The organism is Bacillus sp. 22475 (genome assembly GCF_052044835.1).
Taxonomy (GTDB): Bacteria; Bacillota; Bacilli; order Bacillales; family Bacillaceae_G; genus Bacillus_A; species Bacillus_A cereus.
The window spans coordinates 523,250-540,882 of the sequence record NZ_JBQENW010000002.1 but is presented as its reverse complement, the minus strand read 5'-3'; the positions used below and the strand labels follow the sequence as shown (position 1 = coordinate 540,882).

The following is a 17,633-nucleotide window of genomic DNA, read 5'->3' as shown; positions in this document are numbered from 1 at the left end:
TAAGGCAAAATTAAAAATGAGCCCGGTACAATACCGGACTCACTTTTATCAAGCTGCCTAATGAAATAACCGTGTCTAACTTTTAGGGGTCACTTCAGTTACACCAACTCTTTTTTGTATATGTATGCTTCGGTACTACTTTGTAAATTTATAGTGTTTACTTAAATACTCTTGCACTTCTGGAGAAATGTTAAAGTTATTAGGACTTTTATATTCGATAGTAAACTCTCCGTCTCGACTTGTTTCAAAGGAGATCGCATAGCTATTCATTTTAGCATCGTAAGAAGTATTTTTGACTGCCGCATCTAAATCGAAGTATTTTGTAATATATTCTTTTGATTCCGTAATTGCTGTTTGTTTCCCCCAAGGGGTACCATAATAGGTGAAATAAAGAGATACACTAATAACTCCAATAATAGAAGTTAGTAAAAGAGTTCCCATAGTTATTTTTTTGTTTTTTTTATTCAATTTGGTTGCCCCTCCTCATAATATGTATTTATTTTAACTTGTTTTTTCCATAAAACAACCATTTAACAAAAAATAGTTTCACATGAAACAAGTTACAGAAAAAGACAAGATGTGTAAACACCTTGTCTTTTTTGTCGTTACATTTTAGGAGCTTCCATTCCAGCCGCAGCCCACTCTTCTTTTGCGGGACCGTACACACCAGGAACTGTTAAGCCGGCTTGTCGCATTAAAACCGTCATTTGCCCGCGATGGTGATTTTGATGATTAATAAGTGTCATTAAAAATATAGAATTCGGCATAGGGCGACCAAAGAAGTCGTTAATAGTAGCTAAGTCTTTATCAGTCCATTTACTTTGAAGTGTTTTAACAAAAGCCGCGTTCACTTTACGGTATTCATCTGCAATTGTTTTTGCAGAAGTTGGAACAGGATAATCTTTCGTTTCTCCTTCAAACTTTAGCCCTGTGCCAGATAGTATAATAGGAACTGCTGTCACGATGTGCCAAGCAACTCTACCTAACGTCCAGTGCCCAGGTGCAATTTCCTGTGATAAAGATGCATCGGTTAATGAATCAAGCATTTTCTGAGTAGACTCAGCCTCGTATGTCCATGATTGTAAAAAGCCTTCAATTGTTTGGTACATAGTTATCCCTCCTATTTTTGTTCATAGATTAAATTCGTGAGAGATAATATAATCCCTGTTCCACAAGAAATAATTAATTAAGCATTGCTACAATATGAAAACAATTAGAAAATATTTGTAAAAGTGTCAGGAAACGAATGTGCCCATTCGTATATATAATGAATAAAGAATGGGATAAAGAGTGGTGATAAGGGTGAAGGATATCGAAATAGTAGAAGGTCTTCGAAAACAAGATATGTTAGCATTACATACAGCAATTGATCGATATGGAGATTTAATTTATAAGGTAGTTCATAGTATTTTAGATACGGCACAGAGTAAGGTGTTAGTGGATGAATGTGTTGACGATATTTTATTAATCGTTTGGTACAACATTAGTAGTTATGATGAAAATCGTGGGAAGTTTAGAAACTGGCTTATATCTGTCGCTAAGTTTAAAGCCATTGATTATAAACGAAAAAGTAATAAGGCTTATCAATTACAAGAGTTTCAGCAAGAAAGATATGAAGATAGAAAAAATGTCAATTTAACAAAAGAAGAGAGAGATTATAATTTTTACGTTTTAATTAAAGAATTGAATGAAGAAGATAAGAAAATTTTTATAAAAAGGTATTTAGATGAATATAGCGTACAAGAAATAGCGCTTGAATTCGGTATGACACGAGATACGGTATATAGCAGGCTGTCAAGAGGGAGAAAGAAATTGAAGAAGCTGTTGGGGGGGAAAAGGAATGAATAAAGAAAAGTTACTTCAGGAATTAAATAACTTACAGTATAGCGATAATTTTGTAGATGATTATAGAAATGATGAGAAAATAGATAAAACGAAAATAGATCGTACAAAAGAAGCTGTAACCAAAACAATTTTAATGAAACGTTGTTATGAGGTTGTACAAGAAGAGTTACAGGGAAGCGAAGAGATTTTATATAGTATGCTTGCCGAAAATCATCATGTGAAAAATTGGCAGACAGGCACAGCCATGACATTAGGGGTAGGCGTTCTTGCAATGAACTTCGGTATTAATAATGTGTTAATCGTTACAAATAAACGGTTGTATGTGTTTTTTATGGATCGTTATTATAATGAAGTTGATTTAAAGGTATGTGTATTGAATGAAGTAGCTTATATGAAAACAATATTAGACCGTAAAGGTGGAAGCGAGTTTCTGCATATAAAGTATAAAAATGATAAGGAATACGTATTATTGGGAAATGCTGATGATTACAGAGAGTTATTTCAAATAGTAGGTAGGTTGAAAATAGCAAATGGAATAGAATTGAGATTACAAGATAAGAAATTAAAGAGAAAGTTAACTTTAAAACGAAGTGTATTTAATATAATCATGTATTCACTTGTTATATATATTATGTACAAAGCCTATATTAATTTTCTGCCATAATAGGAAAAGACGGCTTCACATATATGAAGCCGTCTTTTAATTAACTTTCTTCCTACTCTTCCTCATCAACCATAAGAAATAAGGCGCTCCAAGTACAGCAACTTTTTTTGCTGGTTTATCTAATTTTATTTCCCATTCAGCATGTTTAATTGTTATAGCTTGCTTTTTATCGTCTGTCGTAGTTACCATTTTCTCCTCTTTTTGCTGTCTACATTCAACAGGGAATCGAAGAACAACCATGAAAATACTAAGAATTTTCTTCATCTTCTGTCCCAAAATAAGTTTTTTATTCGTAATTATATTTTTAAAATTTTGATGAAAAATAACGAATTATACGGATATTTTTATGTAAGATTAAAATCCATATGTGTATGAAGAATTTAGAAAAGGAATTTCATTTAACCAGAGAGGCGAAAGTACAAGCAAAAGGAGATAGTATCGCATGTAATAATTATTAGAATGTACGGGATAAATCTATATTTATCGCCACTGAATAAAGCTTTCGGTCTAATTTGATAAATGTTTTTTAATTTCTTACTTGTACTTATAAGATTGAATTTGAAGGAAGGGATCAACATGTCTTCATGGCTCAATAACACAAATGGATATTGTAGTTGTAATAATCGAAATGGTGTACATGTTGATTCGTGTTGTTTTAGTTGTGATGGGACAGTCCCTAAGCTTGGTCCAACAGGAGCAACAGGTTCAACAGGTCCAACGGGAGCGACAGGTTCAACAGGTCCGACGGGAGCAACAGGAGCGACAGGCTCAACAGGTCCAACGGGAGCGACAGGTTCAACAGGTTCAACAGGTTCAACAGGTTCAACAGGTTCAACGGGAGCGACAGGTTCAACAGGTTCAACAGGTCCAACGGGAGCGACAGGTTCAACAGGCCCAACAGGCCCAACAGGAGCGACAGGTTCAACAGGCCCAACGGGAGCGACAGGCTCAACAGGTCCAACAGGAGCGACAGGAATAACAGGAGCAACGGGTTCAACAGGTCCAACGGGAGCGACGGGAATAACAGGAGCAACGGGTTCAACAGGCCCAACAGGCTCAACAGGTCCAACGGGAGCAACGGGTCCAACAGGAGCGACAGGAATAACAGGAGCAACGGGTTCAACAGGTCCAACGGGAGCAACGGGTCCAACAGGAGCGACAGGAATAACAGGAGCAACGGGTTCAACAGGTCCAACGGGAGCGACGGGAATAACAGGAGCGACGGGAATAACAGGAGCAACGGGTTCAACAGGCCCAACAGGAGCGACAGGTTCAACAGGCCCAACGGGAGCGACAGGCTCAACAGGTCCAACAGGAGCGACAGGAATAACAGGAGCAACAGGCTCAACAGGTCCAACGGGAGCGACAGGAATAACAGGAGCAACAGGTCCAACGGGAGCGGCAGGAATAACAGGAGCAACGGGTCCAACGGGTCCAACAGGAGCGACAGGAATAACAGGAGCGACAGGAATAACAGGAGCAACAGGCTCAACCGGGGCTACAGGTACAAGTATCACGGCGACATATGCATTTGCAAATAATACGTCGGGAACAGCGATATCGGTAGTTCTTGGTGGAACGAATGTCCCGCTTCCAAATAATCAAAACATCGGTCCAGGAATTACTGTTTCTGGTGGAAACACAGTATTTACGGTTGCAAATGCTGGTAATTATTATATTTCATATACAATTAATATAACGGCTTCATTATTAGTCAGTTCACGGATTACAATTAATGGAGGGGCACTTGCTGGGACGATCAATGCTCCTGCGGTAGCAACCACATCATTTAGTGCAACAATTATTACAACTCTTGCAGCAGGAGATGCTATTAGCTTACAATTATTTGGTTTGTTAGCTGTCGCAACATTATCAACAACTACTCCAGGAGCAGTGTTAACGATAATAAGATTGAGCTAAGCCATAACTCTCTTAAGATTAGGAGAGTTTCTACATATAATAAGAAGTTAATGAAGTAAAGCATAGTTATATAAAAGTCAGAATATTATGATTGTAACGTTATGGTGACTATAATATAATGAAAATAACCATCATGAATGAACATTCATTTATTTTTTATGTATTTGAAGGGGGAATGAAGGTGGAAAAACCATGGTTGAAAAATTATCCAGAGGAAATTCCTAGTACGATTTCTTATGATATTCAGCCGCTTCATAGATATGTAGAACAGATGGCTTCTCGCTACCCAGAAAAGAAAGCGCTTCACTTTTTAGGGAAGGATATTACGTTTTCGGACTTCCATGATAAGGTGAAGCGGTTTGCAAATTATCTTCAAAAGCTCGGTGTGGAAAAGGGTGATCGAGTTGCTATTATGTTGCCGAATTGTCCGCAAGCTGTAATTGGTTATTACGGTACATTACTTGCGGGAGGTATCGTAGTACAAACCAATCCACTGTATACAGAAAGGGAATTAGAATATCAGCTTCATGACTCGGGAGCAAAAGTAATTCTTTGTCTCGATTTAGTGTTTCCAAGAGTAACGAATGTTCAATCTGCTACAAAAATTGAGCATATTATCGTAACTCGTATTGCAGACTTTTTACCATTCCCTAAAAATCTATTGTATCCATTTGTGCAGAAAAAACAGTCGAATTTAGTTGTGAAAGTATCAGAGAGTGAAACGATTCATCTTTGGAATTCAGTAGAAAAAGAAGTGAATACGAATGTTGAGGTGCCTTGTGATCCTGAAAATGATCTAGCTCTTTTACAGTACACAGGAGGAACAACCGGTTTTCCGAAAGGAGTTATGTTAACGCATAAAAACCTCGTCTCTAACACGTTAATGGGAGTTCAATGGTTATATAATTGCAAAGAAGGAGAAGAAGTCGTTCTTGGGGTTCTTCCATTTTTCCACGTGTACGGCATGACGGCTGTTATGAATTTGAGTGTTATGCAAGGATATAAAATGGTCCTTATTCCAAAGTTTGATATGAAAATGGTTTTTGAAGCGATTAAGAAGCATAAAGTGACATTGTTTCCAGGGGCACCAACTATTTATATCGCTCTTTTAAATAGTCCGCTTTTAAAAGAATACGATATTTCTTCTATTCGTGCTTGTATTAGTGGATCAGCACCACTGCCAGTAGAAGTACAGGAAAAGTTCGAAACAGTTACAGGTGGTAAACTAGTAGAGGGATATGGTTTAACAGAATCCTCTCCGGTTACACATAGTAATTTTTTATGGGAAAAGCGAGTGCCAGGTAGCATCGGAGTTCCGTGGCCAGATACAGAAGCAATCATTATGTCGCTTGAAACTGGTGAGGCATTACCGCCAGGAGAAATAGGTGAAATTGTAGTGAAAGGCCCTCAAATTATGAAAGGATATTGGAATAAGCCAGAGGAAACAGCGGCTGTATTGCAAGATGGCTGGCTCCATACAGGTGATGTTGGCTACATGGATGAAGATGGATTTTTCTATGTAAAAGATCGCAAGAAAGATATGATTGTCGCGAGTGGATTTAATGTGTATCCTCGTGAAGTTGAAGAAGTATTATATGAGCATGAAAAAGTGCAAGAAGTAGTGACAATTGGAGTTCCAGATCCGTACCGAGGAGAGACAGTTAAAGCATTTGTTGTGTTAAAAGAAGGTACGGAATGCTCTGAGGAAGAATTAAATCAGTTTGCACGTAAATATTTAGCGGCTTATAAAGTGCCGAAAGTATATGAGTTTAGAGATGAATTGCCGAAAACGACAGTAGGGAAAATTTTGCGCCGTGTTCTAATAGATGAAGAGAAGAGAAAGAATGAGGATGAGCAAACGGGCTAAGGCCCTTTCTTTTTGAAAAAATAGGATTGACACTTTTCTAAATAGTCAGTATTATAAGAATATGAATGACTATTCATTCAGTCATCTTCTTGAAGGGGACAGTAAAGTGAAGAAAAATAGACCGAAATACAATCAAATTATTGATGCGGCAGTCATTGTGATTGCGGAGAATGGGTACCACCAAGCGCAAGTTTCTAAAATCGCAAAGCAAGCTGGGGTAGCTGATGGCACGATTTATTTATATTTTAAAAATAAAGAAGATATATTAATATCCTTATTCCAAGAGAAGATGGGAGAATTTGTCGAAACAATTCGTCAAAAAACAGCAGGAATTGAAAGCGCTGTATCGAAGTTATTCATGTTGGTAGAAACGCACTTCTTGCTGTTGTCGCAAAATGATCCTCTTGCTATCGTTACGCAATTAGAGCTGAGGCAGTCCAATCAAGACTTGCGCCTTAAAATAAATGAAGTATTAAAAGGCTACTTACAAGTTATGGATGAGATTTTAGAGACGGGTATAAAACAAGGTGAATTTCAAGCAGATTTAAATGTTCGCGTGGCAAGACAAATGATCTTTGGAACAGTAGATGAAGTTGTGACCAATTGGGTAATGAGCGATCATAAGTATGATCTGGTCGCACTTTCAAAAACGGTACATGGGCTACTTATTGCAGCTTGTGGTTATCGTCAATAATGGGAGGGATCATGTTGAAATTCCTATCTGTAAGAGTTGAAGATCATATCGCGGTGGCGACATTAAATCACGCACCAGCGAATGCGATGTCTTCACAAGTTATGCATGACGTTACTGAATTAATTGATCAAGTGGAAAAGGATGATAACATTCGTGTTGTTGTTATTCACGGTGAAGGACGTTTCTTCTCAGCGGGAGCAGATATTAAAGAATTTACATCTGTTACTGAAGCGAAGCAAGCAACAGAATTAGCACAGCTTGGACAAGTTACGTTTGAGCGTGTTGAAAAATGTTCAAAACCAGTTATTGCGGCAATTCATGGAGCGGCACTGGGCGGCGGCCTTGAGTTTGCTATGTCTTGCCACATGCGCTTTGCAACTGAAAGTGCAAAACTTGGTTTACCTGAATTAACACTTGGATTAATTCCTGGCTTTGCAGGTACACAGCGCTTACCACGTTATGTTGGGAAAGCGAAAGCTTGTGAAATGATGTTAACAAGTACACCAATTACTGGTGCAGAAGCATTAAAGTGGGGACTTGTTAACGGATTGTTCTCTGAAGAATCTCTTTTAGATGATACGCTTAAAGTTGCAAAACAAATTGCTGGAAAAAGTCCAGCAACAACTCGTGCTGTACTAGAGTTATTGCAAACGACAAAATCGTCTCATTACTATGAAGGTGTACAACGTGAATCACAGATTTTTGGTGAAGTATTTACGAGTGAAGATGGAAGAGAAGGTGTAGCTGCATTTTTAGAAAAGCGTAAACCTTCATTTAGTGGCAGGTAGTTCAATTATTTTTTTAATATAAATTAACAGAAAATTAAAATTGATAGAATCTTTCTGAAAAACAAGGGGGTAAATGGAATGAACATCTACGTACTCATGAAACGAACATTTGATACAGAAGAAAAAATCGTAATTAAAAACGGTGCAATTTACGATGGCGAAGCGGAATTCATCATCAACCCTTACGATGAATATGCAATTGAAGAAGCAATTCAAGTAAGAGACGCACAAGGTGGAGAAGTTACAGTTGTAACAGTTGGTGGCGAAGATAGTGAGAAAGAACTTCGTACTGCATTAGCAATGGGCTGTGATAAAGCTGTATTAATTAATATTGAAGATGATGTAGAAAATGGTGACCAGTTCACGACAGCAAAAGTGCTTGCTGAATATTTAAAAGATAAAGATGCAGATTTAATTTTAGGCGGAAACGTTGCAATTGATGGTGCATCTGGACAAGTAGGACCACGCGTAGCTGAAGCGTTAAATATTCCGTATGTAACGACAATTACAAAACTTGAAATTGACGGTACAAATGTGAAGATTGAGCGTGATGTTGAAGGTGATACAGAAGTGATTGCAACTTCATTACCAGTTTTAGTAACAGCACAGCAAGGTTTAAATGAACCGCGTTATCCATCGCTTCCAGGTATTATGAAAGCGAAGAAAAAGCCGCTAGAAGAATTAGAATTAGATGATTTAGATTTAGAAGAAGATGATGTGGAAGCAAAGACAAAAACAATTGAAATCTATTTGCCTCCTAAGAAAGATGCAGGAAAAGTGTTACAAGGCGAGCTGCAAGATCAAGTAAAAGAACTTGTATCGTTGCTCCATACAGAAGCGAAAGTAATCTAATAAAATACGAAATTATATATGCAGGAGGGAAAATCTATGGCTCGTAAAGTATTAGTAATGGGTGAAGTTCGTGATGGATCGCTACGTAACGTTTCGTTTGAAGCGGTAGCAGCAGCAAAAACAATTGCAGAAGGCGGTGAAGTAGTAGGTCTTCTAATTGGAGACAGCGTTGCCTCTTTTGCAAATGAATTGATTCATTACGGTGCAGATCGCGTTGTGACAGTTGAAAATGATAAATTAAAATCATATACATCTGATGGTTATGCACAAGCGTTTTTAGCTGTACATGCTGAAGAAAATCCAGAAGGTATTGTCTTTGGACATACGGCACTTGGTAAAGATTTATCACCAAAATTAGCAGCGAAGCTTGAAGCTGGTTTAGTTTCTGACGTAACTGCTTTAGAGGTTGAAGGTGGAAATGTTATCTTCACTCGTCCAATTTACTCTGGTAAAGCATTCGAGAAGAAGATTGTAACAGACGGCATCTTATTTGCGACAGTGCGTCCAAATAACATTGCAACTCTGGAAAAAGATGAGTCTCGCAGCGGTGACGTATCTTCTATTACAGTTGATGTGAAAGATTTACGTACAATTATTCAGGATGTTGTCCGTAAAACAGCAGAAGGTGTGGATCTTTCTGAAGCGAAAGTTATTATCGCTGGCGGACGCGGTGTGAAGAGTGAAGAAGGATTTAAACCATTAAAAGAGTTAGCTGACGTACTAGGCGGCGCTGTTGGGGCATCTCGTGGTGCTTGTGACGCTGAATACTGTGAGTACTCATTACAAATTGGTCAAACTGGTAAAGTTGTTACGCCAGACCTATACATTGCATGTGGTATTTCTGGTGCGATTCAGCATTTAGCAGGTATGTCTAACTCAAAAATAATCGTTGCGATTAATAAAGATCCAGAAGCAAGTATCTTCAAAGTAGCTGACTACGGTATTGTTGGTGACTTGTTCGAAGTTGTACCTCTTTTAACAGAAGAGTTTAAAAAGTTAAAAGTACATTCATGATTTAAGTACCCTTGAGTTCCAAGTGAAGTACCCCTATATATAGAAAAAGGTGAGAGATCCCCTGTCTCTCATCTTTTTAGTATTTAATCCATATTTTTATATAGTATAAAGGAACATTTTTTTGTTACAATACATAACGATACATATTATTCGCCACGTATATAAGTTAATGATATACTCTTGGTAGAATATACTTGAAGGAGGAAATAAAATGGCAATTGTAAACGCAAATGACCAAAGCTTCGCAGCTGAAACTAGCGAAGGTGTTGTATTATTAGATTTCTGGGCACCTTGGTGTGGACCTTGTAAAATGATCGCTCCTGTATTAGAGGAAATCGATGCAGAACTAGGCGAAAAAGTAAAAGTAGTAAAAGTAGATGTTGATGAGAACCAAGAAACTGCTCGTCAATTCGAAGTAATGAGCATTCCAGCTCTTTTCGTATTAAAAGACGGTAAAGTAGTTGATCAAACGTTAGGTTACAAACCGAAAGAAGCGTTAGTAGAATTAGTTTCTAAACATTTCTAAAATAAAAAAGCTACCAGTTGGTAGCTTTTTTTATTTTCTTTTTTACAGTCTTTCCGTTACAATAAAAGAACGTATGTTGGGTGTTTGAGCATAGTATGTTTTCAAGGGAAAATAAAGATGCTAAGTATGTAGAAATGGAGGGAGACGAGTGCACGAACATTTGAAAGAGAAGTTGGCTATTTTACCAGATCAACCTGGTTGTTATTTGATGAAAGATAAGCAAGGAACGGTTATATATGTTGGAAAGGCAAAAGTGCTTAAAAATCGTGTGCGCTCGTACTTTACTGGTTCACATGATGGGAAAACACTGCGGCTTGTAGGAGAAATTGTTGATTTTGAATATATTGTAACCTCTTCGAATTTAGAAGCACTTATTTTAGAGTTAAATCTAATTAAAAAATATGATCCGAAATATAATATTCAATTAAAAGATGATAAAACATATCCTTTTATTAAAATTACGGCGGAGAAGCAACCGCGTTTACTCATTACTCGAAATGTAAAAAAGGATAAAGGAAAGTATTTTGGTCCTTATCCAAATGCACAATCTGCTCATGAAACGAAAAAACTGCTAGATCGTATGTATCCACTTCGGAAATGTACGAATATGCCAGATAAAGTTTGTTTGTATTATCATATGGGTCAATGCTTAGCGCCGTGTGTGAAAGAAGTGACGGAAGAACAAAATAAAGAAATTGTAGATGAAATTATTAAGTTTTTAAATGGTGGACATAAAGAAGTTCGTTCAGAATTAGAAGTAAAAATGTATGAGGCCTCAGAGAAACTAGAGTTTGAACGTGCAAAAGAGTTGCGTGATCAAATTGCTCATATTGATGCGATTATGGAGAAACAAAAGATGATTATGAGTGACTTAGTGGATCGTGATGTGTTTGGATATGCAGTGGATAAAGGATGGATGTGTGTTCAAGTTTTCTTCGTTCGAAAAGGAAAGCTAATTGAACGTGATGTTTCTATGTTTCCAATTTACGATGAACCAGAAGAGGGCTTTTTAACGTTTATCGGCCAATTTTATGAAAACAGTAGTCATTTTAAGCCGAAGGAAATTGTCGTTCCAGGAAGTATAGACTCGGAATTAGTAGAGCGCTTTTTAGAAGTAGAAGCGACACAGCCGAAACGTGGTAAGAAAAAAGACCTTGTAGAATTAGCAAATAAAAACGCAAAAATTGCTCTTGAAGAGAAGTTTTACTTAATTGAACGTGATGAAGAACGAACGATTAAAGCAGTAGATCATTTAGGGAAGCAGCTTGGGATTGAAACGCCGTATCGTATTGAAGCGTTTGATAACTCAAATATTCAAGGAACAAATCCTGTTTCTGCAATGATTGCTTTTATCGATGGGAAACCGGCGAAGAAAGAGTATCGAAAATATAAAATTAAAACGGTTCAAGGACCAGACGATTATGAGTCTATGAGAGAAGTTGTGAGGCGCCGTTATACAAGGGCACTTAAAGAAAATTCACCTTTACCTGATTTGATTATTATTGATGGAGGAAAAGGCCATCTAGCGGCTGCAAGTGATATTCTAGAGAATGAGCTCGGATTATATATTCCGATGGCAGGTCTTGTGAAAGATGATAAACATAAAACCTCCCATTTAATTATTGGGGACCCACCGGAACCTGTGATGCTTGAGAGAAATAGCCAAGAATTTTATTTATTGCAGCGTATTCAAGATGAGGTGCATCGATTTGCGATTACATTCCATCGTCAATTACATGGGAAATCTGTCATTCAATCAGCATTGGATGACATTCCAGGAATAGGTGATAAACGGAAAAAGGTATTGTTAAAACATTTTGGTTCATTAAAGAAGATGAAAGAAGCTTCTATAGAGGATTTTGTCGAAGCGAGTATGCCGAAAAATGTCGCGGAGACGATTTATACGTATTTAACAGATAAGAAGACGTTGTAGTTTACAACGTCTTCTGTTTTTTGGTATAATTTCTGAAGATTTAAAATAAATGCATCTGAATGAAAATACAAAAAAGTCAACTAAACTGATATGTCTAGTTGACTGTAGGTAATGCTTACACTTCAATGAGATCTTTTATATCCCATTTTACAAGAAATGTAATAGAGTCAGAACGTTTTTTCTTTTCTTCGTATGACTCTGCAACGACGTTCCGTTGCTTTTGAATTTGTTCAGCGATGAATCCAGCTTCTAGTTGATAAGAAGAATGTCGTTTTTGTTTTTGACGTTCTGCAATGAGTGTGCCTTTAAGTTGGAACTGCATTTCACGACGCTTATGTTCAATAATGCTTAAAGTGCCCCAGCCAGCTTTTTCAAAGAACTGAATGACTTCTTCAATTGTTTCTAGCGGATATTTTCTTGCAAGGTTTCTACCAGACCAGTATAAAATACCATCTAAATCGTTGCCGATTAAATCAGGTAGTAATTCTTCACGTAGCAATTCATAAGCGAAGGCGTTCAATGAAACATCTTCTAAAGATGTTATATCGATTGTATTTTTACTCACAATATTCCCCTCTTTCTATAGGGATTATTATATAACATTTTTCATTTATAAAAACAGATTTTTCTTTAGGGAAATCTGAATATCTAAGAAGAAAAAAAGAATTGGCAAATTATATGCAAATTATGTATACGTTTTCTTGACGCTTCGACAAAAATAGGGGTAAAATGAACTTGTTATCAAATTATGCTGAAATATTTCGAATAATTTTTTCAGTTTTTCTTATGCCAATAGTGAAAAAACATTATTGTTATAAATTAATCTGAAAACAGCAGTCAAACATTCAAGGGGGTAATGGGGACATGAAAGGCCGCGAGTATACGTTTCGTAAGTGGCACTCATTAATGGGGGTCATCCCGGTTGGTGTCTTTTTGACGCAACATCTAATTGTAAACAACTTTGCAACAAGAGGAGCAGAGGCTTTTAACAAAGCTGCAGGCTTTATGGAGCTCCTTCCATTCCGGTATGCGCTAGAAATTTTCATCATCTTTTTACCGATACTGTACCATGCTATATATGGCTTATATATTGCATTTACAGCTAAGAACAATGCGGTTTCTTACGGTTATTTCCGTAACTGGATGTTCGTTTTCCAAAGAATTTCAGGTATCGTTACGCTGATTTTCATTTCTTGGCACGTCTGGGAAACTCGTATTCAAGCAATGTTAGGTAAAGAGGTAAACTATGATATGATGGCAGATATTTTAAACAATCCAGCTATGTTTGCATTCTACTTAGTTGGTGTTGTTTCAACAATTTTCCACTTTGCAAATGGACTATGGACATTCTGCATCAGCTGGGGAATTACAGTATCTCCACGTTCACAAAGAATCTCTACTTATGTAACATTAGCTATTTTCTTAGGTCTATCTTATGTAGGTGTGAGTGCATTATTAGCGTTCATCGATCCACAGCTAGCAAATCAGTAAGGAGTGGGAGAGCATGAAAGGGAAACTTATAGTAGTCGGCGGTGGCTTGGCTGGCTTAATGGCAACGATTAAAGCGGCAGAAGCAGGAGTAAATGTTGAACTGTTTTCTTTAGTACCAGTAAAACGTTCACATTCTGTATGTGCTCAGGGCGGAATTAACGGTGCCGTAAATACGAAAGGTGAAGGGGATTCTCCATGGATCCACTTTGACGATACAATTTATGGTGGGGACTTCTTAGCGAACCAACCACCAGTTAAAGCAATGTGTGAAGCAGCACCTGGTATCATTCATTTAATGGACCGTATGGGTGTTATGTTCAACCGTACGGAAGAAGGACTTCTTGATTTCCGTCGATTTGGTGGAACGCAACATCACCGTACAGCATTTGCTGGTGCAACAACTGGACAGCAATTACTTTACGCATTAGATGAGCAAGTACGTCGTCACGAAGTAGCAGGACTTGTAACGAAATATGAAGGTTGGGATTTCTTACGAGCTGTTGTTGATGATGAAGGTGTGTGCCGAGGAATCGTTGCACAAGACTTACAAACTATGGAGATTAAAAGTTTCGGAGCAGATGCCGTGATTATGGCAACAGGGGGCCCTGGTATCATTTTCGGAAAATCAACAAACTCCATTATTAATACAGGTACAGCAGCTTCTGCTGTATATCAACAAGGCGCATATTATGCAAATGGTGAGTTCATTCAAATTCACCCAACGGCAATTCCTGGAGACGATAAATTACGTCTTATGAGTGAATCTGCACGTGGTGAAGGTGGACGTGTTTGGACATATAAAGATGGTAAACCATGGTACTTCTTAGAAGAAAAATATCCGGCTTACGGAAACCTTGTACCTCGTGATATCGCAACGCGTGAAATCTTTGATGTTTGCGTAGAGCAAAAACTAGGTATTAACGGTGAAAACATGGTGTACTTAGATCTTTCTCATAAAGATCCGAAAGAACTAGATATTAAACTTGGTGGAATTATTGAAATCTATGAGAAATTTACAGGGGATGATCCTCGTAAACTACCAATGAAAATCTTCCCAGCTGTTCACTATTCAATGGGTGGACTATGGGTTGACTATAAGCAAATGACTAGTATTCCAGGTTTATTTGCAGCAGGTGAGTGTGATTATTCTATGCACGGTGGTAACCGCCTTGGTGCAAACTCACTATTATCAGCAATTTACGGTGGTATGGTAGCAGGACCAAACGCAATTGAATATATGAAAGGTCTTTCTAAATCATCAGATGCTGTTTCATCTACTGTATATGAGCAAAATGAATTAATCGAAACAGAAAAATTTAACAATATTTTAACGATGGATGGTAATGAAAATGCATATGTTCTTCATAAAGAGCTTGGAGAATGGATGACAGATAACGTTACAGTAGTTCGTGAAAATAAAAAGTTATTAGAAACAGATGCGAAAATTGAAGAGTTAATGGATCGTTACAAACGTATTAACATTAACGATACAGCGAGATGGAGTAACCAAGGTGCTTCATTTACACGTCAACTTGCAAATATGTTTGAGTTAGCACGTGTTATTACAATTGGCGCATATAACCGTAATGAGAGCCGCGGGGCGCATTACAAACCTGAATTCCCAAATCGTGATGATGCAAACTTCTTAAAAACTACTATGGCAAAATTTGAAGGAGAAGGAAATGCACCAGCATTCCATTACGAAGACGTTGATGTTTCATTAATTAAACCACGTAAACGTGATTATTCTTCAAAACATGATGTAGCTGCTAAGGGTGAAGAGAAGGGGGATAAACAACATGTCTGAGAAAACAATCCGCCTCATCATTACGAGACAAGATGGACCAGATGCACAAGAGTTTGACCAAGAGTTTGAAATTCCATATCGTCCTAATATGAATATTATTTCGGCGCTTATGGAAATTCGTCGTAATCCTGTTGATTCAAAAGGAAACCAAACAACTCCGATTGCATGGGATATGAACTGTTTAGAGGAAGTATGCGGTGCATGTTCGATGGTTATTAACGGAAAGCCACGTCAATCATGTACGGCTCTTATTGACCAATTAGAACAGCCAATTCGCTTAAAGCCGATGAAGACATTCCCAGTTGTACGTGATTTACAAGTTGACCGCAGTCGCATGTTTAATGCTCTAAAACGCGTTAAAGCTTGGATTCCAATTGATGGTACGTATGACTTAGGTCCAGGACCAAGAATGCCTGAGAAAAAGCGTCAATGGGCTTATGAGCTTTCAAAATGTATGACATGTGGTGTTTGCTTAGAATCATGTCCAAACGTAAACAGTAAGTCTGACTTTATTGGACCAGCGCCGTTATCACAAGCTCGTTTATTCAACTCACATCCAACGGGTGAAATGCATAAAGCAGATCGCTTACGTGCAATTATGGGAGATGGAGGACTAGCAAACTGTGGTAACTCTCAAAACTGTGTGCAATCATGTCCGAAGGGTATTCCTTTAACAACTTCAATTGCGGCATTAAACCGTGATACAACAATTCAATCGTTCAAAGATTTCTTTGGTAGCGATAATAACTATTAATAAATATTGCCTCTTCATTTTGAAGGGGCAATATTTATAACTGTATTTTTCAGTTTATTCTGTTTTTTTTTTGAGTAGGAAGGGGAGATAGCGTTGAAGAGAATTTCTTATATTGAAGACTTCGAGAAATGGGAAAGTGGTTTTTCATTTTACAATCCTGTAAAGGTTCGTTTTGGTGAAGTAGATATGTTTGGACATGTAAATAATGTCGTTGCTTTTACTTATTTTGAAGAAGCTCGTATCGCGTTGTTTAAAGAACTTGGATTTATGCAAGAGTGGACACATGCATCATCAGAAACGATGATTGTTGTTGCGGATTTACAATGTAATTTTATTAAGCAAATATATTTTGATGAACAGTTGAAGGTGTATGTAAAGGCAGGATCGGTTGGGAACTCTTCTTTAGATCTACATTATATGGTGAAGAATGCAGAAGGAGAGGTTTGTTTAGTAGGTCGTGGAATGATGGTTCAAGCGTCGAAAAAAACAGGAAGAGGCGAACCATGGCCTGAAGAATGGAAGAAGAAATTACTACAATGATAGAGTGAAAGAAAAATAAGAGAGCAATTTGCTCTCTTATTTTTTGTCTTCCATCGCTTCTTCTAATGTTAAGTGATGTTTATATAGGTATGTAGCGTATGGATTACCAACGTAGCGTAAGTGCCATGGTTCATATGCATATTCTGTTGTATCTGTTTTATCTTCTAAGTAACGAATGACAAAGCCGAATTCATGAGCGTGTTCCGCGACCCATTTTCCTTCTGCTGTCTCTCCGAAGATAGGCTCTAATTGAAATTTAGCTGTTTTTGAACTAATATCCATTGCTAAACCCGTTTGGTGTTCACTCGTACCAGGAATTGCGCTTACTGAATTAGCCTCAGCTTTTCCTTGACGTCTAACGTATGTATCATGCAACGATTTTTGGCGTTTGTATGAACGATAACCAGATACAGCTGTAAGATCAAGCCCTTCTTTTTTCGCAGCTTTGAACATGTTTTCAAGTGCCTCTGCAGCATCTTTGCGTAGCAATGTTTTTTCTTTATCTTTTGGACTAGCAAATGGTACGTTTGGTCTCGTTAAGTCTTCAGGAATGTATCCATCTGGTAGTTTTCGATGTTTATTAATTAAGACAAGATTAGATTTTGGATTTGTTACAACTGAAAAGTCATTGTCTATTTTCTTTGCATTATGATCAGCTTTTGGAAAAGCAGGAATCTCTTCTTTTGGGTGGTTAGTATGTTTTTGACTTTCGACAGCTTTCGCTTCATTATGTAGTGGTGATTTAGAACCAAAGTAAGTGAAAGATGTGATACCGATTACAATAGTAGTGGCAGAAATAATTATTATCTTTTTCATAATGCCTTGTAATCACAGTCCCTTCTTAATAAAATGTGTATCGTTTTTTTATTATAAGTCTAGTTTGTTGGAAAAGGAATATAAGAGTCATAACGTAATAGAAATGCAAAGAAAATGTCAGA

General features: G+C 37.5%; 18 protein-coding genes and 2 pseudogenes. 14 read left to right on the top strand and 6 right to left on the bottom strand.

Annotated elements, in window-relative coordinates:
- Positions 1–135 precede the first annotated feature (135 nt).
- Together ACTJJY_RS06205 and ACTJJY_RS06200 are read right to left on the bottom strand one after the other, a co-directional pair.
- Positions 136–468 carry a YfjL-like protein gene (locus ACTJJY_RS06205; protein ID WP_440605198.1) on the bottom strand — a complete coding sequence of 111 codons (333 nt, stop codon included), beginning with the start codon at positions 466–468 and terminating at the stop codon, positions 136–138.
- 137 nt (positions 469–605) lie between these two features.
- On the bottom strand, positions 606–1,109 hold the full coding sequence (locus tag ACTJJY_RS06200) for a DinB family protein (protein ID WP_440605197.1): 504 nt from the start codon (positions 1,107–1,109) through the stop codon (positions 606–608).
- 235 nt (positions 1,110–1,344) lie between these two features.
- On the opposite strand from ACTJJY_RS06200, the gene ACTJJY_RS06195 reads away from it, so the two are divergent.
- On the top strand, positions 1,345–1,848 hold the full coding sequence (locus ACTJJY_RS06195) for a sigma-70 family RNA polymerase sigma factor (RefSeq protein WP_440605205.1): 504 nt from the start codon (positions 1,345–1,347) through the stop codon (positions 1,846–1,848).
- Positions 1,841–2,509: a septation ring formation regulator EzrA gene (locus ACTJJY_RS06190; RefSeq protein WP_440605196.1), complete on the top strand. Its 669-nt coding sequence runs from the start codon at positions 1,841–1,843 to the stop codon at positions 2,507–2,509. Before ACTJJY_RS06195 ends, ACTJJY_RS06190 begins: the two co-directional genes overlap by 8 nt.
- 36 nt (positions 2,510–2,545) lie before the next feature.
- Here ACTJJY_RS06190 and ACTJJY_RS06185 read toward each other — a convergent pair.
- Together ACTJJY_RS06185 and ACTJJY_RS06180 are read right to left on the bottom strand one after the other, a co-directional pair.
- Positions 2,546–2,611: pseudogene (locus ACTJJY_RS06185) on the bottom strand (iron ABC transporter substrate-binding protein); the annotation flags it as partial.
- Positions 2,600–2,773 (bottom strand): annotated as a pseudogene (locus tag ACTJJY_RS06180) (ABC transporter substrate-binding protein); the annotation flags it as partial. The pseudogenes ACTJJY_RS06185 and ACTJJY_RS06180, both read right to left, overlap by 12 nt.
- Before the next feature lie 312 nt (positions 2,774–3,085).
- On the opposite strand from ACTJJY_RS06180, the gene ACTJJY_RS06175 reads away from it, so the two are divergent.
- The 8 genes from ACTJJY_RS06175 to uvrC all read left to right on the top strand — a co-directional run bounded on the left by ACTJJY_RS06175 (position 3,086) and on the right by uvrC (position 12,103).
- Positions 3,086–4,429, top strand: coding sequence for a BclA C-terminal domain-containing protein (locus ACTJJY_RS06175; protein ID WP_440605195.1), 1,344 nt, complete (start codon positions 3,086–3,088; stop codon positions 4,427–4,429).
- 181 nt (positions 4,430–4,610) lie between these two features.
- A complete protein-coding gene (locus ACTJJY_RS06170; RefSeq protein ID WP_440605194.1) occupies positions 4,611–6,296 on the top strand; it encodes a long-chain-fatty-acid--CoA ligase in 1,686 nt (561 codons plus the stop codon).
- Between the two features lie 106 nt (positions 6,297–6,402).
- On the top strand, positions 6,403–6,990 hold the full coding sequence (locus ACTJJY_RS06165) for a TetR/AcrR family transcriptional regulator (RefSeq protein WP_000742223.1): 588 nt from the start codon (positions 6,403–6,405) through the stop codon (positions 6,988–6,990).
- 11 nt (positions 6,991–7,001) lie between these two features.
- Positions 7,002–7,778 carry an enoyl-CoA hydratase gene (locus tag ACTJJY_RS06160; protein WP_000911292.1) on the top strand — a complete coding sequence of 259 codons (777 nt, stop codon included), beginning with the start codon at positions 7,002–7,004 and terminating at the stop codon, positions 7,776–7,778.
- 78 nt (positions 7,779–7,856) lie between these two features.
- Positions 7,857–8,630 (top strand): electron transfer flavoprotein subunit beta, encoded by a 774-nt coding sequence (etfB, locus tag ACTJJY_RS06155; RefSeq protein ID WP_001029028.1) that lies wholly within the window; start codon positions 7,857–7,859, stop codon positions 8,628–8,630.
- A 36-nt stretch (positions 8,631–8,666) separates the two neighbouring features.
- Positions 8,667–9,644 (top strand): electron transfer flavoprotein subunit alpha, encoded by a 978-nt coding sequence (gene etfA / locus ACTJJY_RS06150; RefSeq protein WP_000101946.1) that lies wholly within the window; start codon positions 8,667–8,669, stop codon positions 9,642–9,644.
- A 211-nt stretch (positions 9,645–9,855) separates the two neighbouring features.
- Positions 9,856–10,170, top strand: a complete 315-nt coding sequence (trxA, locus tag ACTJJY_RS06145) for a thioredoxin (RefSeq protein ID WP_001018944.1) — start codon at positions 9,856–9,858, stop codon at positions 10,168–10,170.
- Positions 10,171–10,318: 148 nt separating this feature from the next.
- A complete protein-coding gene (gene uvrC, locus ACTJJY_RS06140; RefSeq protein WP_440605193.1) occupies positions 10,319–12,103 on the top strand; it encodes an excinuclease ABC subunit C in 1,785 nt (594 codons plus the stop codon).
- 115 nt (positions 12,104–12,218) lie between these two features.
- Here the strand turns inward: uvrC and ACTJJY_RS06135 are convergent, their stop codons facing one another.
- Positions 12,219–12,668: a YslB family protein gene (locus tag ACTJJY_RS06135; protein ID WP_000042214.1), complete on the bottom strand. Its 450-nt coding sequence runs from the start codon at positions 12,666–12,668 to the stop codon at positions 12,219–12,221.
- A 299-nt stretch (positions 12,669–12,967) separates the two neighbouring features.
- Here ACTJJY_RS06135 and sdhC point away from each other — a divergent pair, with 299 nt between their 5' ends.
- From sdhC to ACTJJY_RS06115, 4 genes are all read left to right on the top strand, one after another.
- Positions 12,968–13,594, top strand: coding sequence for a succinate dehydrogenase cytochrome B558 (gene sdhC, locus ACTJJY_RS06130; RefSeq protein WP_000678354.1), 627 nt, complete (start codon positions 12,968–12,970; stop codon positions 13,592–13,594).
- A 13-nt stretch (positions 13,595–13,607) separates the two neighbouring features.
- Positions 13,608–15,401: a succinate dehydrogenase flavoprotein subunit gene (gene sdhA / locus ACTJJY_RS06125; RefSeq protein ID WP_000676743.1), complete on the top strand. Its 1,794-nt coding sequence runs from the start codon at positions 13,608–13,610 to the stop codon at positions 15,399–15,401.
- Positions 15,394–16,155 (top strand): succinate dehydrogenase iron-sulfur subunit, encoded by a 762-nt coding sequence (gene sdhB / locus ACTJJY_RS06120; protein ID WP_001291830.1) that lies wholly within the window; start codon positions 15,394–15,396, stop codon positions 16,153–16,155. Before sdhA ends, sdhB begins: the two co-directional genes overlap by 8 nt.
- A gap of 93 nt (positions 16,156–16,248) precedes the next feature.
- The gene (locus tag ACTJJY_RS06115) at positions 16,249–16,695 is read left to right on the top strand and encodes an acyl-CoA thioesterase (RefSeq protein WP_000822727.1); all 447 of its coding nucleotides are present in this window, start codon (positions 16,249–16,251) and stop codon (positions 16,693–16,695) included.
- A 36-nt stretch (positions 16,696–16,731) separates the two neighbouring features.
- Here ACTJJY_RS06115 and ACTJJY_RS06110 read toward each other — a convergent pair whose 3' ends face one another.
- Positions 16,732–17,511 carry a M15 family metallopeptidase gene (locus tag ACTJJY_RS06110; protein WP_071729561.1) on the bottom strand — a complete coding sequence of 260 codons (780 nt, stop codon included), beginning with the start codon at positions 17,509–17,511 and terminating at the stop codon, positions 16,732–16,734.
- Between the last annotated feature and the right edge of the window lie 122 nt (positions 17,512–17,633).

Bases quoted from the DNA above. Each gene is read 5' to 3' on its own strand.
- ACTJJY_RS06160 (WP_000911292.1), top strand. From the start codon at position 7,002: ATGTTGAAATTCCTATCTGTAAGAGTTGAAGATCATATCGCGGTGGCG.
- ACTJJY_RS06200 (WP_440605197.1), bottom strand. From the start codon at position 1,109: ATGTACCAAACAATTGAAGGCTTTTTACAATCATGGACATACGAGGCT.
- trxA (WP_001018944.1), top strand. From the start codon at position 9,856: ATGGCAATTGTAAACGCAAATGACCAAAGCTTCGCAGCTGAAACTAGC.
- ACTJJY_RS06190 (WP_440605196.1), top strand. From the start codon at position 1,841: ATGAATAAAGAAAAGTTACTTCAGGAATTAAATAACTTACAGTATAGC.
- etfA (WP_000101946.1), top strand. From the start codon at position 8,667: ATGGCTCGTAAAGTATTAGTAATGGGTGAAGTTCGTGATGGATCGCTA.
- sdhA (WP_000676743.1), top strand. From the start codon at position 13,608: ATGAAAGGGAAACTTATAGTAGTCGGCGGTGGCTTGGCTGGCTTAATG.
- ACTJJY_RS06195 (WP_440605205.1), top strand. From the start codon at position 1,345: ATGTTAGCATTACATACAGCAATTGATCGATATGGAGATTTAATTTAT.
- ACTJJY_RS06175 (WP_440605195.1), top strand. From the start codon at position 3,086: ATGTCTTCATGGCTCAATAACACAAATGGATATTGTAGTTGTAATAAT.
- sdhB (WP_001291830.1), top strand. From the start codon at position 15,394: ATGTCTGAGAAAACAATCCGCCTCATCATTACGAGACAAGATGGACCA.
- sdhC (WP_000678354.1), top strand. From the start codon at position 12,968: ATGAAAGGCCGCGAGTATACGTTTCGTAAGTGGCACTCATTAATGGGG.
- etfB (WP_001029028.1), top strand. From the start codon at position 7,857: ATGAACATCTACGTACTCATGAAACGAACATTTGATACAGAAGAAAAA.
- ACTJJY_RS06110 (WP_071729561.1), bottom strand. From the start codon at position 17,511: ATGAAAAAGATAATAATTATTTCTGCCACTACTATTGTAATCGGTATC.